18 protein-coding genes are annotated in these 19,857 nt (G+C 74.6%); 3 read left to right on the top strand and 15 right to left on the bottom strand.

Features of this window, described 5'->3' with window-relative positions; genetic code table 11:
- Positions 1 to 51: 51 nt before the first annotated feature.
- Positions 52 to 1,221, top strand: coding sequence for a serine hydrolase domain-containing protein (locus tag D7231_RS07120; RefSeq protein WP_120754100.1), 1,170 nt, complete (start codon positions 52 to 54; stop codon positions 1,219 to 1,221).
- 58 nt (positions 1,222 to 1,279) lie between these two features.
- Here D7231_RS07120 and D7231_RS07115 read toward each other — a convergent pair whose 3' ends face one another.
- Genes D7231_RS07115 through D7231_RS07105 form a run of 3 tightly spaced genes read right to left on the bottom strand, consistent with a single transcriptional unit; the run spans position 1,280 to position 4,310 of the window.
- Positions 1,280 to 1,954 (bottom strand): response regulator transcription factor, encoded by a 675-nt coding sequence (locus D7231_RS07115; RefSeq protein ID WP_120754099.1) that lies wholly within the window; start codon positions 1,952 to 1,954, stop codon positions 1,280 to 1,282.
- A complete protein-coding gene (locus D7231_RS07110) occupies positions 1,951 to 3,228 on the bottom strand; it encodes a sensor histidine kinase (RefSeq protein ID WP_241999604.1) in 1,278 nt (425 codons plus the stop codon). Before D7231_RS07110 ends, D7231_RS07115 begins: the two co-directional genes overlap by 4 nt.
- Positions 3,225 to 4,310, bottom strand: coding sequence for a hypothetical protein (locus D7231_RS07105; RefSeq protein ID WP_241999603.1), 1,086 nt, complete (start codon positions 4,308 to 4,310; stop codon positions 3,225 to 3,227). Before D7231_RS07105 ends, D7231_RS07110 begins: the two co-directional genes overlap by 4 nt.
- A gap of 141 nt (positions 4,311 to 4,451) precedes the next feature.
- On the opposite strand from D7231_RS07105, the gene D7231_RS07100 reads away from it, so the two are divergent.
- Positions 4,452 to 5,528 (top strand): aminotransferase class V-fold PLP-dependent enzyme, encoded by a 1,077-nt coding sequence (locus D7231_RS07100; protein WP_241999602.1) that lies wholly within the window; start codon positions 4,452 to 4,454, stop codon positions 5,526 to 5,528.
- 55 nt (positions 5,529 to 5,583) lie between these two features.
- Here D7231_RS07100 and thpD read toward each other — a convergent pair whose 3' ends face one another.
- The 4 genes from thpD to ectA form a co-directional block, all read right to left on the bottom strand.
- Positions 5,584 to 6,480 (bottom strand): ectoine hydroxylase, encoded by an 897-nt coding sequence (thpD, locus tag D7231_RS07095; RefSeq protein ID WP_120754098.1) that lies wholly within the window; start codon positions 6,478 to 6,480, stop codon positions 5,584 to 5,586.
- Positions 6,481 to 6,483: 3 nt separating this feature from the next.
- Complete coding sequence (locus tag D7231_RS07090; RefSeq protein WP_120754097.1) at positions 6,484 to 6,882, bottom strand: ectoine synthase; 399 nt, start codon at positions 6,880 to 6,882, stop codon at positions 6,484 to 6,486.
- Between the two features lie 50 nt (positions 6,883 to 6,932).
- Positions 6,933 to 8,201: a diaminobutyrate--2-oxoglutarate transaminase gene (gene ectB, locus D7231_RS07085; protein ID WP_120754096.1), complete on the bottom strand. Its 1,269-nt coding sequence runs from the start codon at positions 8,199 to 8,201 to the stop codon at positions 6,933 to 6,935.
- A gap of 80 nt (positions 8,202 to 8,281) precedes the next feature.
- Complete coding sequence (gene ectA / locus D7231_RS07080) at positions 8,282 to 8,866, bottom strand: diaminobutyrate acetyltransferase (RefSeq protein WP_194960895.1); 585 nt, start codon at positions 8,864 to 8,866, stop codon at positions 8,282 to 8,284.
- A gap of 389 nt (positions 8,867 to 9,255) precedes the next feature.
- On the opposite strand from ectA, the gene D7231_RS07075 reads away from it, so the two are divergent.
- Positions 9,256 to 10,356 (top strand): amidohydrolase family protein, encoded by a 1,101-nt coding sequence (locus D7231_RS07075; protein ID WP_199739322.1) that lies wholly within the window; start codon positions 9,256 to 9,258, stop codon positions 10,354 to 10,356.
- A gap of 40 nt (positions 10,357 to 10,396) precedes the next feature.
- Here the strand turns inward: D7231_RS07075 and D7231_RS07070 are convergent, their stop codons facing one another.
- The 8 genes from D7231_RS07070 to D7231_RS07035 form a co-directional block, all read right to left on the bottom strand.
- On the bottom strand, positions 10,397 to 11,416 hold the full coding sequence (locus D7231_RS07070; RefSeq protein WP_120754094.1) for a bile acid:sodium symporter family protein: 1,020 nt from the start codon (positions 11,414 to 11,416) through the stop codon (positions 10,397 to 10,399).
- Between the two features lie 47 nt (positions 11,417 to 11,463).
- On the bottom strand, positions 11,464 to 12,516 hold the full coding sequence (gene cobC, locus D7231_RS07065) for an Rv2231c family histidinol phosphate aminotransferase CobC (RefSeq protein WP_120754093.1): 1,053 nt from the start codon (positions 12,514 to 12,516) through the stop codon (positions 11,464 to 11,466).
- Positions 12,517 to 12,608: 92 nt separating this feature from the next.
- Positions 12,609 to 13,031 (bottom strand): cobalamin biosynthesis protein, encoded by a 423-nt coding sequence (locus tag D7231_RS07060; protein ID WP_120754092.1) that lies wholly within the window; start codon positions 13,029 to 13,031, stop codon positions 12,609 to 12,611.
- Positions 13,031 to 14,479 carry a cobyrinic acid a,c-diamide synthase CobB gene (locus D7231_RS07055; RefSeq protein ID WP_241999601.1) on the bottom strand — a complete coding sequence of 483 codons (1,449 nt, stop codon included), beginning with the start codon at positions 14,477 to 14,479 and terminating at the stop codon, positions 13,031 to 13,033. Before D7231_RS07055 ends, D7231_RS07060 begins: the two co-directional genes overlap by 1 nt.
- 10 nt (positions 14,480 to 14,489) lie before the next feature.
- Positions 14,490 to 15,098, bottom strand: a complete 609-nt coding sequence (gene cobO / locus D7231_RS07050) for a cob(I)yrinic acid a,c-diamide adenosyltransferase (protein ID WP_120754090.1) — start codon at positions 15,096 to 15,098, stop codon at positions 14,490 to 14,492.
- Entirely contained in the window at positions 15,098 to 17,152 is a 2,055-nt protein-coding gene (locus D7231_RS07045) for a putative cobaltochelatase (protein ID WP_120754577.1), read from the bottom strand. Before D7231_RS07045 ends, cobO begins: the two co-directional genes overlap by 1 nt.
- Before the next feature lie 38 nt (positions 17,153 to 17,190).
- Positions 17,191 to 18,738 (bottom strand): cobyric acid synthase, encoded by a 1,548-nt coding sequence (locus D7231_RS07040; RefSeq protein ID WP_120754576.1) that lies wholly within the window; start codon positions 18,736 to 18,738, stop codon positions 17,191 to 17,193.
- 29 nt (positions 18,739 to 18,767) lie between these two features.
- Entirely contained in the window at positions 18,768 to 19,733 is a 966-nt protein-coding gene (locus D7231_RS07035) for a cobalamin biosynthesis protein (protein WP_120754089.1), read from the bottom strand.
- Between the last annotated feature and the right edge of the window lie 124 nt (positions 19,734 to 19,857).

The following is a 19,857-nucleotide window of genomic DNA, read 5'->3' as shown; positions in this document are numbered from 1 at the left end:
AAGCTGCACTCGCATCACTGAACCACCATCACTGAACCACAAGGAGCACCCATGCCGACCCCGACAGCCGTGCACGCAAGCGCCGTCCAGGGAACCGTCGCCAAGGGGTACGAGGGCGTGCGCGAGGCGTTCGAGGCCACCCTCGCCGAGGAGCGCGCCGGGCACTCCGCCCAGCTCGCCGCCTACGTCCACGGCGAGCAGGTCGTCGACCTGTGGGGCGGGCCCGGCATCGAAGGCGACTCGCTCACCGGCGTGTTCTCCTCCACCAAGGGCGCGGCCCACCTCGTCGTCGCCCTGCTCGTCCAGGAAGGCGTCCTGGACCTCGACCGCGAGGTGCGCCACTACTGGCCCGAGTTCGCCGCCGCCGGCAAGGAACACGTCACCCTGCGCGACCTCCTCGCCCATCGGGCCGGCGTCATCGGCGCCGAGGACGGCTTCACCTTGGAAGAGCTCGCCGACGACCGCGCCATCGCCCGGAAGCTGGCCGCCCAGCGTCCCTACTGGCGCCCCGGCACCGCCTTCGGCTACCACGCCTACGTCATAGGCGCCCTGACCGGCGAGGTCGTACGGCGCGCCACCGGGCGGAGCGTGCAGGAGCTCTACGAGGAGCGCATCCGCGCCCCGTACGGCCTCGACTTCTACATGGTCCTGCCCGAGGAGCACGAGCACCGCTTCCTCACCACCCAGCCCATGGACCCGACGCCCGCCCAGAAGCGCGCCCTGACGGAGAACGCCCCCGGGCCGCACAGCCTGACCGGCGTCGCCTTCAACCTCCACCACGCCGTGCCCACCGTCCTGGAGGAGCTGCCGAACCACCGCGTCATCCGTGCGGGCGGCCCCGCGTCCGTCGGCGGCACGGCGTCCGCGCGCGGGCTCGCCGGGATGTACGCGGCCGCGATCAGCGGCCTCGACGGCAAGGAGGCGCTGCTGACGCCCGCCACGGCCGCCGAGTTCGCGCAGATCCACTCCTCGGGGCACGATCTCGTCGCGGGTGCGTTCGGGGCGTTCGGGCTCGGCTTCGGGAACATGTCCGCGGGCAAGTTCCCGTTCCTCGGCGCCCGCGCCTTCGGCCACGGCGGCGCCGCCGGCTCCCAGGCCTTCGCGGACCCGTCCACGGGCCTGGCCTTCGGCTTCAACCGCCGCCGGTTCGCCTTCCGCGAGGAGAACGACGCCCAGGTGACCCGCCTGGCGAAGACCCTCCACGAGGCCGCAACCCGCTGACGCGGGTTCGGGGGGCCCGGTGGTGCCGGGCCCCTGCCCGTGCCGTCGGGTGCGGCTTTCAGCGGGGGGAGACGAAGCCGCATTCGTAGGCGGCTATGACCGCCTGCGTGCGGTTGCGGACGCCCAGTTTGGACAGGGCGCCCGCGACGTGCGTCTTCACCGTCGCCGCGCCGAGGAAGAGCTCCGCGGCGATCTCCGCGTTCGACAGGCCCCGGGCCATCAGCCGCAGCACCTCCGCCTCCCGTTCCGACAGCTGCGCGCGCAGCCGCCCCGCGGCCGCCCGCGCCCGGCGCGCCTCCGCGTGCTCCGCGGCGAGGGCGCGCACGGCGGCGGGGAAGAGAAGCGAGTCGCTGCGGGCCACCAGCCGGACGGCCTGGACGAGCTCGTCCGCGTCCGACCGCTTGAGGAGGAAGCCGCTCGCCCCGGCGCGCAGCGCGTCGTACACGTAACTGTCGTTCTCGAACGTGGTCACGACGATGACCCGCGGCGGCTTCTCCATCCCGCCGTCCAGCAACTGCTCCGTGGCGCGGATCCCGTCGACGCCGGGCATCCGTACGTCCATCAGCACGACGTCCGGCCGCAGCTCGCGGACGACGGAGACGGCCTCCGCGCCGGTCGAGGCCTCGCCGACGACTTCCAGGTCCTCCTCCGCGCCGAGGATGGCGCGCAGGGCCGTCCGCACCATGCGCTCGTCGTCGGCGAGCACAATCCGCAGGGGCGCGGCCGCCGTCACCGGCCCGCACTCCCGCCCAGCGGCAGGCGGACGGCGAGCCGCCACACGCCGTCCCGCTCGCCCGCACTGCTGCTGCCGCGCAGCAGCCGGGCGCGCTCGGCTATGCCCGTCAGACCGCGGCCGCCTCCGGTGCGGCGGTGTGCGTGTCCCTTGCCGGGAGTGACCGGATTTTCCACAGCGACCTCCACGGCCTCGTCGTCCACAGTGATCCGCAGCAGGACGGGCACCCGGCCCGCGTGCCGCAGGGCGTTGGTGAGCCCCTCCTGCACGATCCGGTACGCCTCGCGGGAGACGACCGGCGGTACGCGCTCCAGGGCCGGCGGCGCGGTGAGGACGACCGTGCCGCCCGCCGCCCGGGCGCGCTCCAGCAGCCCGTCCAGGCCGGCGAGGGTCGGGGCGGGCGCGGCGGAGGCGGCGCCGTCCTCGCGCAGCAGCCCCAGGACGGTGTCCAGTTCGCCGACCGCCTCGCGCGTGGTCTCCTCGATCGCGGCGAGCGCCTGCCGGGCGAACTCCGGGTCGGCGTCGAGCACCTTGCGCGCGGCGCTCGCCTGGAGCGTCACCGCGCTGAGGGCGTGCCCCACCGAGTCGTGCAGTTCGCGCGCCAGCCGGTTGCGCAGGGCCAGCCGCATGGCGTGCTGCTCGGCGGCGGCCAGCCGGTCGGCGGCCGTCGGCCCGAGCAGGGCGGGCGCGCAGCGCGCGAGCAGCGCCCCCGCGCCCGCGGACAGCGCGGCGAGCAGGGCGAGCAACGCCAGCCCGGCGAACGGCATCAGCAACTGCCCCGGCAGCAACAGGCCGCCCAGCCCGTAGGGGGCGTCCGCGCCGCCGGGCGCGCCGGTGACCGGCAGGGCGATCAGCACCAGCGCGAACGGGGGCATGGCCAGCGACATGCCGCTCATGATGCCGCCGGCCAGCAGGTGCAGCGTGTACCACAGGGCGGCCCGGCCGCGTGCGGCCCACGACTCGGCCGGGCCCGTCGCGAGCGCCTCCTCGGGCAGCCCGCACAGGGCCCGGGCCGCCGCGGACTCCAGGGTCCGCACCAGTGGCACCAGCGCCGTCACGGCGGCGGGCACCAGCGCCAGCGCGAACACGGCGAGCTGCCGTCCCAGGGTGTCGGGAAACAAGACGTTCTTGCTGCTGATGAAGACCGACAACAGGGTGCCCGCCAGCAGGTAGTACGGCATCAGCAGCGCGCCGCCGAGCAGGAGGTGCACCCACCGGAGGCGGGCGCGGCGGCCCAGCAACGCGCGGGCGCCGCGCCGGAGAAGGGCTGTCACGGGGTGAACGCCTCCGCGCCGGTGCGCCCCGGAACCGGAACCGGAAGCGGAACCGAGACCGGAACCGGGAACGGAAGCGCCGCAGGCGTACGCGCCGCCGAGCGCACGGCGAAGAAGCGCGCGCCCGCGCCGAGGACCAGCAGGCCGGTGATCACCTGCACAGCGTAGGTGAGCGCCATCGCCGCCGTCGGCCCCCGGCCGTCGGCGGCCAGCGACGTCAGCATCGCGAGCAACTGCCAGCCGCCCCACGCGGCCGAGGCGGCAGAGCCGACGCCCGCGAGGAGCAGCGGCACGCGCAGGGGCAGGCGGCTGCCCCTGTTCGCGCCGGAGAGCAGCAGGGCGATGCCCGCGACCGTCGCGGCGGCGTAGAGCACGTAGCCCGACTCCACGGTCGCGGAGTCGGCGCCGTACCCCCGGGCGATCTGCGGCGACAGGCCCGCCGACCGGCCGCACGCCCACAGCAGGTGCACCGCGCCGGGCACGACGGCCAGCGCCGCCGCCGCGGTCAGCGCGGCACGCTGCCCGCGGCCCGGGGCGGCATCCGTCAGCTCACCGACGCCGCCCTGCCACAGGTGCCCCCAGCGGTCGCGGGCGTACAGCACGAACAGGGCGCCCAGGGCCAGCCCCTGGACGATGAAGCCCGTGTACACCACCCCGAACACCCACGCGTCCAGGAACGGCCGCTCCCCGCCGCCGCCGGCGCTGGCCGTGGGGTTGCTCCCGCCCAGCGCCCGGACCAGCAACTGCGCCGGAAACCCGTACATGATGGGCGTCAGCAGCCCCACCGCGCCCCACATCGGCAGGAGCAGCAGCCACGCCGGTACGCGCCTGCCCCACGGGCGCGTCAGCAGCAGGGCGAGAACCACTACGGCGGCGTCCATCAGTACGGTCACGGCGTTCGCCACGGCCAGCCACGGGTCGGCATCCAGCAGGACGCTGCCCTCCGGAATGCCGAGGTGACTTCCCGACAGCCAGGCGGCCTTGAGGCCGAGGTAGGGCAGGCAGGCGGCGATGGCCACCGCGCGGAGGGCGCGGCGCTTGGTGGCGTGGTCGTCCCGGAGGGGCGTCGTCGTACGGGTCATGGGACCAGGGTTCCGGCGTGCGCGCGGCCGGGCATCGGCCTGAGCGGCGGACCGCCTCCACCGCAGGGTGGAGCGGCGTCTCCACCTCGGGTCCACCCCGAGGCCGTGGACGGCGCGATCACGGCCGCGCATAGTGAAGGAATGGACGAGATGAGCATGATCGTGGGAATGGGCGCCGAGAGCCTTGCGCCTGAGGAGTTCGCGCCCGAAGCCGTCTACTTGAACACTGCCGCCGCGGGGCTGATCCCCGCGTCGGCCGTCGCCGCCATGCACGAGTCCGCGACGGCGTCCGCCCGGGGACGGGCCGGCAGCGAGGACCACTTCGCGGTGGTGGACGCCGTTCGCGGCGCCTTCGCCCGGCTGGTGGGCGTGCCCGCGCGGCGCGTCGCCGCGGGCGGATCCGCCGCGGTCTTCTGCGGCCTCGTCGCCCAGTCACTTCCGGACGGCGCGGAAGTGCTGTGCGCCGAGGGCGACTTCAGCTCCCTGGTCAACCCGTTCCACGTCCGGGCGGGCCTGCACGTCCGGACCGTCCCCTTGGAGAAGCTCGCCGCGGAGATCCGGCCCGGGACGGCGCTCGTGGCGGTCAGCGCCGTGCAGTCCGCGGACGGGCGCCTTGCCGACCTGCGGGCGATCGGGGATGCCGCCCGCGCGTGCGGGGCCCGGACGCTCGTGGACATCAGCCAGTCCGCGGGGTGGCTGCCGACGGATGCCGGTGCGTACGACTTCACCGTGTGCGTCGGCTACAAGTGGCTCATGGGGCCGCGCGGCACGGCCTTTCTCACCGTGCCGGAGGACCTGGGCGGCCTCAGCCCCGTCTTCGCCGGGTGGGTGGCCGGGGAGGACCCCTGGGCGAGCACGTACGGGCCGGTGACCGAGCTCGCCTCCTCGGCGCGGCGCTACGACCACAACCCCGCCATCCTGCCCTTCGCCGGGGCGCTGGCCGGGCTCCGGATCATCGAGGAGCTCGGCCCGGAGCGGATCGCGGCGCACGACCGGGCCCTCGCGGGCCGCTTCCGCGAGGGCCTCGCCCGGCTCGGCCACCGGCCGGTGCCGGCGGACGACTCCGCCATCGTCTCCGTCTCCGGCCTGGGCGCCGCCACGGGGCGCCTCTCGGCGGCGGGGGTACGGGCCGGCGCCCGCGCGGGCCGCCTGCGCGTGGCGTTCCACATCTACAACGACACATCGGACGTGGACGCGGCCCTGGCCGCACTCTCCTAAGCCGCGCCGCCGGGCCGCCTCCGGCGGGGTGCACCCACGCCGCCGGAGGCCGCCGCTACCTCACCGGGGTGAAGTCGCGCGCTCCGATGAACTCCGGGCGGGGGGCGGGGGCCGCGAAGGGGGTGGTGGCCGTGTTCTCGACGCTGTTGAAGACGATGAACACATTGCTCCGCGCGAACGGCGTGATGTTGTCGCCCGAACCGTGCATGCAGTTGCAGTCGAACCACGTCGCCGAACCGGCCGGGCCGGTGAAGAGCCGTATGCCGTGCTGCTCCGCGAGCCCGGCGAGGGCCGTGTCCGACGGCGTGCCGGCCTCCTGCATCCGCAGGGACCGCTTGTAGTTGTCCCGCGGCGTCACCCCCGCGCAGCCCAGGAACGTCCGGTGCGACCCCGGCATGATCATCAGGCTGCCGTTGGTGGGGAGGTTCTCCGTCAGCGCGATCGACACCGACACCGTCCGCATCCGCGGCAGCCCGTCCTCCGCGTGCCACGTCTCGAAGTCCGAGTGCCAGTAGAACCCGGCGGCCCCGAAGCCCGGTTTGACGTTGACGCGCGACTGGTGGACGTAGACGTCGGAGCCGAGGATCTGCCGCGCCCGGCCCACGATCCGCGGATCGCGCACCAGCTCCGCGAACACCTCGCTGATCCGGTGGACCTCGAACACCGACCGCACGTCCTGCGAGTGCGGTTCGACGACCGCTCTCTCGTCGGCCCGCACCGCCGGGTCGCCGATCAGCCGGTCGAGTTCGGCGCGCAGCGCGGCCACTTCTTCCGGGGTGATCAGTTCGTCCATGGTGAGGAAGCCGTCGCGTTCGTAGTCCGCGAGGCCGGCCGCGCCGACCGGCCCGGGGGCCGGGGCCCCGGAGCCGGAGGGCCACACCACCGGGTCCCGCCGCGGTACGGCGGCCTCGCGCGTGCCGCGCGTGGGGTAGAGGTCGGTGACCGAGGCCATGGTTCAGCCCTCCTCGGTCAGCAGCGGGTAGACGCCGTTCTCGTCGTGGTCCTCCCGCCCGGTGACCGGCGGGTTGAAGACGCACACGCAGCGGAAGTCCGTCTTCACCCGCAGGGTGTGCCGCTCGTGGCCGTCGAGCAGGTACATCGTGCCGGGCGAGATCCAGTGCTTCTCGCCGGTCTCGTCGTCGGTGAGCTCGGCCTCGCCCTCCACGCACAGCACGGCCTCGATGTGGTTGGCGTACCACATGGACGTCTCGGTCCCGGCGTAGAGGACGGTCTCGTGCAGGGAGAAGCCGACCCGCTCCTTGGCGAGGACGATCCGCTTGCTCTCCCACGTACCGCTGCGGGCCTTGACGTGCCGTTCGGTGCCTTCGATGTCCTTGAGGGAGCGGACGATCATGATGGTTGCCTTTCTGTTCGTTCCCGGTTTCTTTCTCGGTGCTTTGCCGGTCAGGCCGTTTCGCGGACCGCGCGGGCCAGGATCCTCAGCCCCTCGTCCAGTTCCTCCGGCGAAATCGTCAGCGCCGGCAGCAGCTTGACGACCTCGCCCTCCGGGCCGGACGTCTCCACGAGCAGGCCCAGCTCGAAGGCGCGCCGGGAGATCGCCGAGGCCCGCGCCTTGTCGGCGAACTCCAGCCCCCACACCAGCCCGCGGCCCCGGTACCGCGCGCCGAGCCCCGGGTGCTCGGCGCAGATGGCGCGCAGGGCCTCCTCGGCCTGCTCGCCGCGGGCGAGGGTCTGCTTCTCCATCTGCCCGTCGGTCCAGTACGCGTCGAGCGCCGCGGCGGCGGTCACGAAGGACGGGTTGTTGCCGCGGAAGGTGCCGTTGTGCTCGCCCGGCTCCCACACGTCGAGCTCGGGGCGGAAGAGGGTGAGCGACATCGGCATGCCGTAGCCGCCGATGGACTTGGACAGCGTCACGATGTCCGGGGTGATGCCCGCCTCCTCGAAGGAGAAGAAGGAGCCGGTGCGGCCGCAGCCCATCTGGATGTCGTCGACGATCAGCAGCATGTCGTGCCGCTCGCACAGCGCGGCGAGCCCGCGCAGCCACTCGGGGCGGGCGACGTTGATGCCGCCCTCGCCCTGCACCGTCTCGACGATGACGGCGGCGGGGGTGTTCAGGCCCGAGCCCTGGTCGGCGAGGAGCCGCTCGAACCACAGGAAGTCCGGCACCGTGTCGTCGAGGTAGTGGTCGAACGGCATGGGCGTGCCGTGCACGAGGGGGATGCCGGCGCCGGCCCGCTTGAAGGCGTTGCCGGTGACGGCGAGTGAGCCGAGCGACATGCCGTGGAAGGCGTTGGTGAAGGACACGATCGCCTCGCGGCCCTTGACCTTGCGGGCCAGCTTGAGCGCGGCCTCGACGGCGTTGGTGCCCGTCGGGCCGGGGAACATCACCTTGTACGGCAGGTCGCGCGGGCGCAGCACGACGTCCTGGAAGGCCTCCAGGAAGGCGCGCTTGGCGGTGGTCCCCATGTCCAGGCCGTGGGTGACGCCGTCGCGTTCGATGTAGTCGAGCAGCGCGCGTTTGAGGACCGGATTGTTGTGGCCGTAGTTGAGCGCCCCGGCACCGGCGAAGAAGTCGAGGTACGTGTGGCCGTCCTCGTCGTACATCCGGCTGCCCTGGGCCCGGTCGAAGACCGCGGGCCAGCTGCGGCAGTAGCTGCGGACCTCCGACTCGAGGGCTTCGAAGACGCTGAGGGCGGGCGGGGTGATGGTCATGGGCTGCTCCTGTTCGATGCGATCGGTGCGTTCGGTGTGATCGATGCGCTCGGTGCGTGTGATGCCGTCGGTGAGCGCGTTCAGTGCGTGAGGGGCCCGAGGGGCCCGAGGGGGCCGATGCGGTGCAGCACTTCCGGGTCGTGGCCGTCCTCGGGGAACAGTCCGCCGTGGAAGAGGACTTCGCGTTCGACGGTGGCGCCGTGCCGCTCGGCGAAGGAGGCGAAGAGGCGGTTGGAGGCGGTGTTGCCCGGCGTGATGGTGGTCTCGATCCCGTCGAGGCCGCCCGTCTCGCGGGCCACGCGGGCGACGAGGCCGTCGAGCAGCCCGGCGGCGAGGCCGCGGCCGCGGTGGGGGCGGTCCACGGCGACCTGCCAGACCACCAGGGTGCGGGGGCGGGCGGGGCGGATGTAGCCGGTGATGAAGCCCGCGGGCTCCCCGTCGCCGGGGCGGCGTGCCACGGCGGAGGTGGCGGCGAAGTCGCGGCACCACAGCAGGTAGCTGTACGAGGAGTTGAGGTCCAGGGTTCCCGAGTCGCGGGCGATGCGCCAGATCGCGGCTCCGTCGTCGACGCGCGGGGCGTCGAGCGTGAGGTCCTCCGGAATTCCCGGGAATTCCCGGGGCGAGGCGGGGTGGGCACGTGCAAGGTCTGCTTGTGCGGCGGTCATGCGGAGGGAATTTACCGATGCGGATCGGAAATCGCATCGGGGGTGCGGGTTACCCGGCGATGGGTGGTTGTGTTATCGCGCGGAGGCGCGTGGGCGGGCGAGGTGGCTGTGATACGTGGCGGTTTGCCCGGAAATAACCGGGTGAAAGGGGCGGGATGTGGAGTGTGTCACAGGGGGTTGCGGGGCGGATGAATTCCCTTGCGGAAACGTAAGAAAAAAGCTGCGTTTAAGGTGCGGGAAAGCGGGAAAGAGAATGCGCGGGGAGTTGTCTGCGTGAATAGGAAAGGCGGGTCCCGGGGAATTGCCCGGGGTGCGGGCGGAGCCGGCCGGTATCCCGGGGCCGGCAGCCCCTTGGCGTGCGGGAGGAGCGGGCTCGTACAGTGCGGTTCATGAGCGACAGTGGTGTGCTGCACATCAAGGGGCGGGTGCTCGTCGGCGCGGACCCGGACGGCGGGGTGCGTGACGAGCTGTGGGTCGTCGACGGCCGGATCACCTTCGAACGGCCGGTGGGGGCGCGGGACGTCACCACGATCGAGGGGTGGGCGCTGCCCGGCCTCGTGGACGCGCACTGCCATGTGGGGCTCGACGCCCACGGGCCGGTCGACGAGTCCACGAGCGAGAAGCAGGCGCTGACCGACCGGGACGCGGGGGCCCTGCTCCTGCGGGACGCCGGCTCGCCCTCCGACACGCGCTGGATCGACGACCGCGAGGACCTGCCGCGGATCATCCGCGCCGGGCGGCACATCGCCCGGACGCGCCGGTACATCCGCAACTACGCGCACGAGATCGAACCGGAGGACCTCGTCGCGTACGTGGCGCGCGAGGCGCGGCGGGGCGACGGCTGGGTCAAGCTCGTCGGCGACTGGATCGACCGCGAGACCGGTGACCTGTCCGCCTGCTGGCCGCGGGGAGAGGTGGCGGCGGCGATCGCCGAGGCGCACCGGCTGGGGGCGCGGGTGACGGCGCACTGCTTCGCGGAGGAGTCGCTGGCGCCGCTGGTGGAGGCGGGGATCGACTGCATCGAGCACGCGACCGGGCTCACCGAGGACACGATTCCGCTGTTCGCGGAGCGGGGCGTCGCCATCGTGCCGACGCTGGTCAACATCGCGACGTTCCCGCGGCTCGCGGAGGGCGGCGAGGCCAAGTTCCCGCGCTGGTCGGACCACATGCGGCGCCTGCACGCGCGGCGCTACGACACGGTGCGGGCGGCGTACGACGCGGGCATCCCGATTTTCGTCGGTACGGACGCGGGGGGCTCGCTCGCCCACGGCCTCGTCGGCCAGGAGGTCGCCGAGCTCGTCAAGGCCGGCCTCCCGCCGGTCGACGCCCTCGCCGCCACGACGTGGGCGGCCCGCGCTTGGCTGGGCCGCCCCGGCCTGGAAGAGGGCGCCCCGGCCGACATCGTCGTCTACGACGCGGACCCCCGGGCGGACGTGAGGGTCCTGGGCTCCCCGAGCCGGGTGATCCTCAGGGGGCGGGTGATCCGCTGAGACGCGCGGCGCGGCCTGATCGGGGCTGCGCGGCGTCGATCTAATCGGGGGTGCGCGGCGTCGGTTTCGGGGCTCGGCGGGACATGACGGCCGCCACCACCGAGCCCGACACGTTGTGCCACACCGAGAAGACCGCCGCCGGGAGCGCCGCCGCGGGGCTGAAGTGGGCCGTCGCCAGAGACGCCGCCAGGCCCGAGTTCTGCATGCCGACCTCGAAGGCCATCGCGCGGCTCGACGGGCCGCCCAGGCGGGCCGCGCGGCCCGCCGCGTAACCGAGGGCCAGGCCGAGGCCGTTGTGGAGGACGACGGCCAGGAGGACGAGGGCCGCCGCGTCCTTGATGCGCGCCGCGCTGCCCGACACCACGATCAGGACGAGCACGGCGATCGTCAGCGCCGACAGCGAGGGCAGGACACCCAGCACCTTGGCGACCCGCCGCCCCGCCGCCATCCGCACCAGCGCCCCGCCGACCACCGGCACGAGCACGGTCTTGAGGATGTCGGTGAACATCGCGCCCGCGTCCACGTCCAGGAACCGGTCCGCCAGCAGCAGCGTCAACGGCGGTGTGACCAGCGGCGCGACGAGCGTCGAGACGGTGGCGACGGACACCGACAGCGCGACGTCCCCGCGCGCCAGGTACGTGACCACGTTCGACGCCGTCCCGCTCGGCGCGCAGCCCACCAGGATCACCCCGGCCGCCAGCTGCGGCGGCAGCCCCAGCGCCGTGGCGATGAGCCAGCCCAGCCCCGGCATGATCACGTAGTGGGCGACGAGGCCGAGCCCGACCGCCCAGGGCCGCTTGGCCACCGCGCGGAAGTCGTCACCGGTCAGCGTCAGGCCCATCGTGAACATCACGACGCCCAGCAGGTACGGCACGGCCGGCGCCCAGCCCGTGAAGTGCGACGGCGCGGCGAGCCCCAGCGCCCCGGCCGCGACCACGAGCAGCGGGAAGACGGTGACGGCCAGCCGCGCCTTCCGGTCGGCTGAGGACGAGGCCGAGGCCGGGGGCGAGGCCGGGTCGTCGGCTGAGGCTGCTGCCGGGGATATCCGCGGGGTCGACATACGGCGGCACCTTAGCGATCATCCCCGCCCCTCGGCCAGAGCCGGTCTCACCCCTCGGCGAGCGCCTTGCCCAACGCCTCCGCCAAGCGGTCCGTCGTCGCGCGGTCCCGGACCGCGAGGCGCAGGTAGTCCGGCCCCAGCCCCGGAAACGTGTCGCCGCGCCGCACCGCGAACCCCAGCCCCCGCAGCCTGCCCCGTACGGCCGCGCCGCCCCGTACCCGGATCAGCAGGAACGGCCCGGCCGCCGGCCCGTGCACCCGCACCCCCTCGAACTGGCCCACCGCGGCCGCCAGATACGTCCGGTCCTCCGCGAGCCGCCGCGCCGCGTCCTCGGCCTCCGCGAGCGCCGGGGCGGCACTGCACGCCTCCGCCGCCGCCAGCGCCGGCGACGACACCGGCCACAGCGGCTGCGCGCGCTCCAGCCGGGCTATGGTCCCGGGCGACGCGAGGACGTAGCCGATGCGCAGGCCCGCCAGCCCCCACGTCTTGGTGAGGCTGCGCAGCACGACCAGCCCCGGCAGGTCCGTGACCGACGCCAGGGACTCCGCCTCGCCCGGCACCGCGTCCATGAACGCCTCGTCCACGACGAGCGTCCGCCCCGGCCGGGCGAGCCGCGCCAGGTCCCGCGCCGGGTGCAGCACGGACGTCGGGTTCGTCGGATTGCCGACGACGACCAGGTCCGCGTCCCCCGGCACCGCGCGCGGATCCAGCCGGAAGCCGTCCGCCTCGTCGAGCAGCACCCGCTCCACCTGGTGCCCCGCGTCCCGCAGCGCCGCCTCCGGCTCCGTGAACTGCGGGTGCACGACGACCGGCCGCCGCACCCGCAGCGCCCGCGCCAGGAGCACGAACGCCTCCGCCGCGCCCGCCGTCAGCAGCACCCGCTCCTCCGGCAGCCCGTGCCGCGCCGCCACCGCGCGCCGCGCGGCCCGCCCGTCCGGGTACGCGGCGAGCCCGTCCAGCGACGCGGCGATGCGCTCGCGCAGCCACACCGGCGGCGTGCCCGCCCGCACGTTCACCGCGAGGTCCGTCAGCTCCGCGCCGGCACCCCGCACTTCGGCGTCACCGTGGTGGCGCAGGTCGGGTTCGCTGGGAGTGTGCATGGCCGAGGGCCGCCTTCTTCTGAGTGCCGGATCGTCGTCGGCGGGCGCGTGCGGCCCACCCGGAAACGGTACTGACGGCCGCCGAAGGGCCGTCAAGCGGGTCCGTACGCGACCGCGCACGTCGCCCGCGCGGACTTCCGCTTCCCCACGGCCAGTACGGCGCCCGGCCCGGCCGCCAGCAGCGCCGCCGCCTCCGCCACCGAGGGTGTGCCCACGGAGGCCAGGGCGGCGGCCGACGAACCCGCCGACGAACCCGCCGGCACGGCGACCCGTGACAGGGCGTCCGCCCCGTAGGACCGCAGCGGCACCCCCAGCCGGGCCGCCGCCTCCAGCAGACCGGGCTCGGAGGCCTTGGCCTCCACCGTCACCAGCGCGGACGGCCGCGGCGGCCCGGCGGCCCCCGCTTCCGTCTCCGTCTCCGCCTCCGCGAGCGTCTGCTCGATCAGCTCCAGCACCTCCGCGGCCGGCACGCCGCGCCGGGCGCCCACGCCCACGTAGACGGCGGCCACCGGCATCACGCGCGGGCGGCGGCGCCCGCCACGAGCCGGGCGGCCACGCCGGGGGCGCCCGCCCAGTGCACGTGCAGGTACGAGGCGTGGACCCCGCCGAGCACGAACCCCTCCGTGCGGCGCTCCGGGTGCGTGAAGCCCCACGCCGGAGTCCCGCCCGCGCCCGGCTCCGTCACCGTGCGGTGGAACTCGTGGCCCCGGACACGGGTCCCCGCCCGCGCCAGCGGGTTGTCCGCGATCGCCACGGCCTCGCGGTAGCCGAGGGTGAGACGGCCGGACATCCGCGCCTCCGCGGGCAGCACGCCGCACATCGGCTTGCCGTCCAGCGCGCGCGACAGGTACAGCAGGCCCGCGCACTCCGCGATGACCGGAGCGCCGGTTGCCGCGAGGGCGGCTACCGCCTTGCGGAGGGGGGCGTTCGCGGAGAGCTCCGGGGCGTAGACCTCCGGGAAGCCGCCGCCTATGACCAGGGCGGCGGTTCCGTCCGGGAGGGACTCGTCCCTCAGCGGGTCGAAGGGGGCCACGTCCGCGCCTGCGGCGGTCAGGAGTTCTGTGTGCTCGGCGTACGAGAAGGTGAACGCGGCGCCGCCTGCGACGGCCACTACGGGGGCACCGTTCGGCTGCGGGCCCGTCGTCGCGTTGTGCCCACCCTCCCCCAAGCTCTCGGCTTCGCTCGAGCAGGGGGGACCCCCATCGCCCTGCGGAACGCCTGCCCACAACGAGGCGGCAGGGTCCCACGGTTCAGCCGTGAGTGGAGGCGCCGTGTGGGCCAGCGCCAGCAGGCCCTCCAGGTCGCAGCCTTCCCGGACCTGAGCCGCCTGGGCGGCTACTGCCTCCACCGCCTCGGCACGTCGCTCGGCCACCGGGATCAATCCCAGGTGCCGGCTCGGCGTGTCGACCTGAGGCACCCGCCGCACCGCCCCCAGCACCGGCACGCCCGACTCCGTCAGCGCCTCCCGCAGGAGCGCCTCGTGGCGGTCCGAGCCGACCTTGTTGAGGATGACGCCCGCGACCCGTACCTCCGGGTCCCAGGACGCGAAGCCGTGCACCAGCGCGGCCACCGACCGCGACTGCGACGACGCGTCCACGACCAGCACGACCGGCGCCTTCAGCAGCTTCGCCACGTGCGCCGTCGACGCCAGCTCGCCCTGCCCGCTCGCCCCGTCGTACAGGCCCATCACGCCCTCGACCACCGCGACGTCGCAGCCCGCGGCCCCGTGCAGGAACAGCGGGGCGATCCGCTCCGGGCCGCACATGTACGCGTCGAGGTTGCGGCCCGGCCGCCCCGTCGCCAGCGCGTGGTAGCCAGGGTCGATGTAGTCCGGTCCGACCTTGTGCGGGGACACGGCGAGGCCCGCGTCCGCGAAGGCCCGCATCAGGCCGGTGGCCACCGTGGTCTTGCCGCTGCCGGAGGCCGGGGCGGCGATGACCAGGCGGGGAATGCGCGTACTCACCACTTGATACTCACCACTCGATGCCCCGCTGGCCCTTCTGGCCGGTGTCCATCGGGTGCTTCACCTTCGACATGTCCGTCACCAGGTCCGCGAACTCGACCAGCTTCTCGGGAGCGTTGCGGCCCGTGATGACCACGTGCTGGGTGCCGGGGCGGTTGCGCAGCACCTCGACCACCTCGTCCGTGTCGATCCACCCCCAGTGCAGGGGGTAGGCGAACTCGTCCAGCACGTACAGCTTGTACCGCTCGGCCGCCAGGTCGCGCTTGACCTGCTCCCAGCCCTCGCGGGCCTTCTCCTCGTTCGACAGCTCGCCCTCTTTGGCGTCGCGCTGGATCCAGGACCAGCCCTCGCCCATCTTGTGCCAGTCGACGCTGCCGCCCTCGCCCGACGCACCGAGCACCCGCAGCGCGTTCTCCTCGCCGACCTTCCACTTCGCCGACTTCACGAACTGGAACACCCCGATCGGCCAGCCCTGGTTCCAGGCCCGCAGCGCCAGGCCGAACGCCGCCGTCGACTTGCCCTTGCCGATGCCGGTGTGGACGAAGACGAGCGGCCGGTTGCGGCGCTGACGCGTCGTGAGTCCGTCGTCGGGAACGGTGGTCGGCTGCCCCTTGGGCATTACGCGGCCCTCCTGGTGTGAGTGGTCCGTACGGTGTGTACGAGCGCGGAGATGCTGTCCGCGCGCAGCTCGTCCAGCGTCACGACCGGGCCGCGCAGCTCCCGGCCCAGCCCGGCGGCGAGCCCGAGCCGCACCGGCCCCTGCTCGCAGTCCACGACCACCGACGCCGTGCCTTCGCCGGCCAGCAGCCGCGCCGCGCGCGCCGCCCTCGCCAGCGGTTCAAGGCCGCCCGTGGCCCGGCCGTCCGTCACCACGACCACCAGCGGCCGCCGCGACGGGTCGCGCAGCCGCTCCACCCGCAGCACCTCGTGCGCCCGCAACAGGCCCGCCGCGAGCGGCGTGCGGCCGCCCGTCGGCAGCTTCTCCAGCCGGGCCGCGCCCGCGTCCACCGACGACGTCGGCGGCAGCGCCACCTCGGCGCCCGCGCCACGGAACGTGATCATCCCGATCTTGTCGCGGCGCTGGTACGCGTCCAGCAGCAGCGACAGCACCGCGCCCTTCACCGCGCTCATCCGCTTCCGGGCCGCCATGGAACCGGAGGCGTCCACGACGAACAGCACGAGATTGCCCTCGCGGCCCTCGCGCACCGCCTCCCGCAGGTCGTCGCGGCGCACGACCAGGCCGGGGCCGCTGCGGCCGCGCGCCCGCTGGTGCGGCGCGGCCGCCTGCACCGTCGCGGCCAGGTGCAGCCGGGACAGGGTGCCGCGGGGACGGCGGGAACCGGTCGTCCGGCCGTGCGCGGTACGGGCCCGGGAGCGGCGGCCGTCCGCGCCCTCACCGAGACCGGGGACGTCGAGCCTGCGGGTCCGGAAGGGGGCGGAGGCGGCCACGGCGGGGGCCTCGGAGGCCTCTCCGGTCGCGGGCGCGCCCTCGGGGGCGTCCGGGGCCTCCCGGGAGCCGGTCTCGGAGTCGGCTCCGGTCTCGGAGGGCTCCTGCCGCTGCTGCGGCACGTCGGGCGCGCCGTCAGTGGCCGGGCCGTCCTGCGGGGGCTGCTGCCCGCCGCCGTCGGGGCCGCCGTCGCCGGGGCCGTCGTCGTCCGGGCCCTCGGGCTCCGGATCCGGCTCGGGCTCCGGCTCCTCGTCCTCGAAGCTGTTGAGGATCTCGTCGAGCTTGTCCTCGTCCAGGCCCGGCGCATCGAACGGGTTGCGCCGGCGGCGGTGCGGCAGTGACAGCAGCGCCGCCTGCCGGACATCCGCTGTCGTGACGTCCGTACGGCCCGCCCACGCGGCCAGTGCCGTCGCCGTCCGCGCGGTCACGATGTCGGCGCGCATGCCGTCCACCTCGAACCCGGCGCACACGGCGGCGATGCGGCGCAGCGCGCCGTCACCCAGCCGTACGTCCGGCAACAGCGCCCGCGCGGCGGCGATCCGCTCGCGCAGCGCGTCCTCCTCGGCCGCCCACTTGGCGGCGAAGGCGGCCGGGTCCTCGTCGTAGGCGAGCCGGCGGCGCACGACCTCGACGCGCTCCTCGGTCTCCCGGGAGGCAGCGACCTCGACGGTCAGCCCGAACCGGTCGAGGAGCTGAGGGCGGAGCTCGCCCTCCTCGGGGTTCATGGTGCCGACGAGCAGGAAGCGGGACGCGTGACGGACCGACACTCCCTCGCGCTCGACGGAGGAGGAGCCGGTGGCCGCCGCGTCGAGGAGCGAGTCGACCAGGTGGTCGCCCAAGAGATTGACCTCGTCGACGTACAGCACACCGCGGTGTGCGGCCGCCAGCAGGCCCGGCTCGAACGCCTTCACGCCCTCGCCCAGCGCCCGCTCGATGTCGAGTGCGCCCACGAGGCGGTCCTCGGAGGCGCCGACGGGCAGCTCGACCATGCGGGCCGGGCGGGCGTCGCCCTCCCCGCCCGCGTGCGGACCGTCCGGGCAGGTGGCGTCGGGGGCGGCGGGATCGCAGGAGAACCGGCAGCCGGGCACCGTCACGACCTGCGGCAGCAGCGCCGACAGGGCCCGTACGGTCGTCGTCTTGGCCGTGCCCTTCTCACCTCGTACGAGCACTCCGCCGATCGACGGCGAGATCGCGTTGAGCAACAGGCCCAGCCGCATGTCGTCCATGCCGACGACCGCGGTGAACGGATAGGTGGCCGAGGCCGTCAACGGGTACCCCCAGTGTTGTCGTTCCGCGCGAGCGGAGCCGGTGCGCCCGGCGGTATGAACGGGACGCCCTTCGGGACCCCGTCCTCGATCAGCCGCAGCAGCGCGTCCGTGTCCGCGTGTTCCTCGATCAGATCGCCCAGCCGGTCCAGCTGCTCCTCGCGCAGCGCCGCGAACGACGTGTCCGGGGCCGGGACGAACGCCCTCCCCGCCGCCTCCGCGACGCGCCGCAGGAACGCCCGGCGGAAGCCGTCGCTCTCCAGCGAGCCGTGCCAGTGCGTGCCCCACACCGAGCCGACCCGGCACCCGTCCAAGAACGCCTCGTCGCCGCCCCGCACGTCCGCCACGCCGTGGTGGATCTCGTAGCCCTCCACGGGCTCGCCCAGGGCCGTGCCCACCGGTCTCGCCAGGGTCTTCTCCGCGGCGAAGCGGATGCGCACCGGCAGCAGGCCCAGCCCCTCGACCACGCCCGCCCGCGACTCGACCTCGTCCTCTATGCGCTCGCCCAGCACCTGGTAGCCGCCGCAGATGCCCAGCACCGGGAGGCCCTCCGCCGCGCGGCGCACCAGCGCGTCCGCGAGGCCGCGCTCGCGCAGCCACGCCAGCGCGCGCACCGTGCCGCGCGTGCCCGGCACGACCACCAGGTCGGCGTCGGCGAGCTCCTCCGCGCGGTCGACGAAGCGCACCACCACGCCCGGCTCGGCCGCCAGCGCGTCCACGTCCGTGAAGTTCGACATCAGCGGCACCGCGCACACCGCGACCCGCAGCACGTCCGCCCCGTGCGGCGGGGCCACCACCGACTCGCGCACCGCGCCCCGCAGGGAGACCCGCAGGCCGTCCTCCTCGTCGATGCCGAGGCCGTGCGCGAACGGCAGGACGCCGAACGTCCGCCGGCCCGTCAGCTCGTACAGCATGCCCAGGCCCGGCTCCAGCAGCGTCACGTCGCCCCGGAACTTGTTGACGACGTAACCCGCTATCAGCTCCTGGTCCTCCGGCGACAGCAGCGCCGTCGTGCCGAAGAACGACGCGAAGACCCCGCCGCGGTCGATGTCGCCGACCACGACCACGGGCAGCCGGGCCGCCCGGGCGATGCCCATGTTGACGATGTCGCTGCGCCGCAGGTTGATCTCGGCCGGGCTGCCGGCGCCCTCGCAGATGACCGCGTCGTGCGTGCGCCGCAGCTCCTCCAGGCACTCGGTCACCGTGCCGAACAGCTGCTCCTGGCGGCCCGCGTGGTAGCCGCGGGCGCTCAGCTCGCCGACCGGCTTGCCCATCAGGACGACCTGGCTGCTGCGGTCCCCGCCGGGCTTCAGCAGGACGGGGTTCATGAGCGCGCTCGGCTCCACGCGGGCCGCGGCCGCCTGCATGGCCTGCGCGCGGCCTATCTCCGCGCCCTCGCGCGTCACGAACGAGTTGAGCGACATGTTCTGCGCCTTGAACGGCGCGACCTTGACGCCCTTGCGGACCAGCCAGCGGCAGATGCCGGCCGTCACCACGCTCTTGCCCGCGTCCGAGGTGGTGCCGGCCACCAGCAGGCCCCCGCCCAGCGGGCCCCCGGGCCCGCTCCTGTCAGCCGTCACCGGTTCCTCCTTGCCGTCGTCAACAGGCTGCCCACTGTGCGGGCCGCCACCGCCGTCCCCAGGGCCAGCAGCGACACGCGGCGCGAGAGGCGTACCGCGCGCTCGATGTCGTCCGTCCGCACGGGGCGGTTCTCCGCGCCCAGGACGGGGCGGTGCTCGGTCCGGCCCGCGTACGCGAGCGTGCCGCCCAGCCGCACGCCGAGCGCGCCCGCGAACGCCGCCTCCACGGGGCCCGCGTTGGGGCTGGGGTGCCGGGAGGCGTCGCGCCGGGCCACGCGCCAGGCGCCGCGCGGGTCCGGGCCCGCGAGGACGGCGAGGGCGGCGGTCAGGCGGGCGCCGGGCCAGCCGGCCACGTCGTCCAGGCGGGCCGAGGCCCAGCCGAAGCGGCGGTAACGGGCCGACTTGTGGCCGACCATGGCGTCCAGGGTGTTCACGGCCCGGAAGGCCACCAGGCCGGGCACGCCGCCGAACGCGCCCCACACGAGGGCGCCGACGACGGCGTCCGAGGTGTTCTCGGCCACGGATTCCACGACGGCGCGGGCGATCTGCTGACCGTCCAGCGCCTGCGGGTCGCGGCCGCACAGGTGCGGCAGGCGCTCGCGGGCGACCTCCACATCACCGGCGGCGAGCGCGCCGCCGATGGCGCGCGCCTCGCGGCCCAGCGACGTGCCGCCGAGCACGGCCCAGGTGGCGGCGGCGGTCAGCGCGACGTCGGCGGTACGGGAACGGGAGGCGCGTACGGTACGGGTCAGCAGCGCGGCGCCGGCGGCCGCGCCCCCGGCGCACACCAGCGTGTGCAGGGCGCCGCGGCCGCGGTGGTCGCGCCACAGGCGTTGTTCCACGGCGAGCGCGGCACGGCCAAACGCGGCGACGGGGTGGCCGCGGCGGGGGTCGCCCAGGACGCGGTCACCGAGGAAGCCGAGGGCGGCGCCGCACGCGAAACCGATCGGGTCGGCACGCATCGGGTCAGACCGCCGTCACGCCTCGGCGGGGGGAGGGGGTGCTGCGGGGCGTTCGGTGGCGGGCGCCGGGCATGACGATGTGTCCTCACTCAGGGTCCGCGCCCTGGCTCGACGTGACCGGCGA

The organism is Streptomyces klenkii (assembly GCF_003626645.1).
In the GTDB taxonomy this organism is placed as follows: Bacteria; Actinomycetota; Actinomycetes; order Streptomycetales; family Streptomycetaceae; genus Streptomyces; species Streptomyces klenkii.
This window is presented reverse-complemented; position numbering and strand designations above follow the sequence as displayed.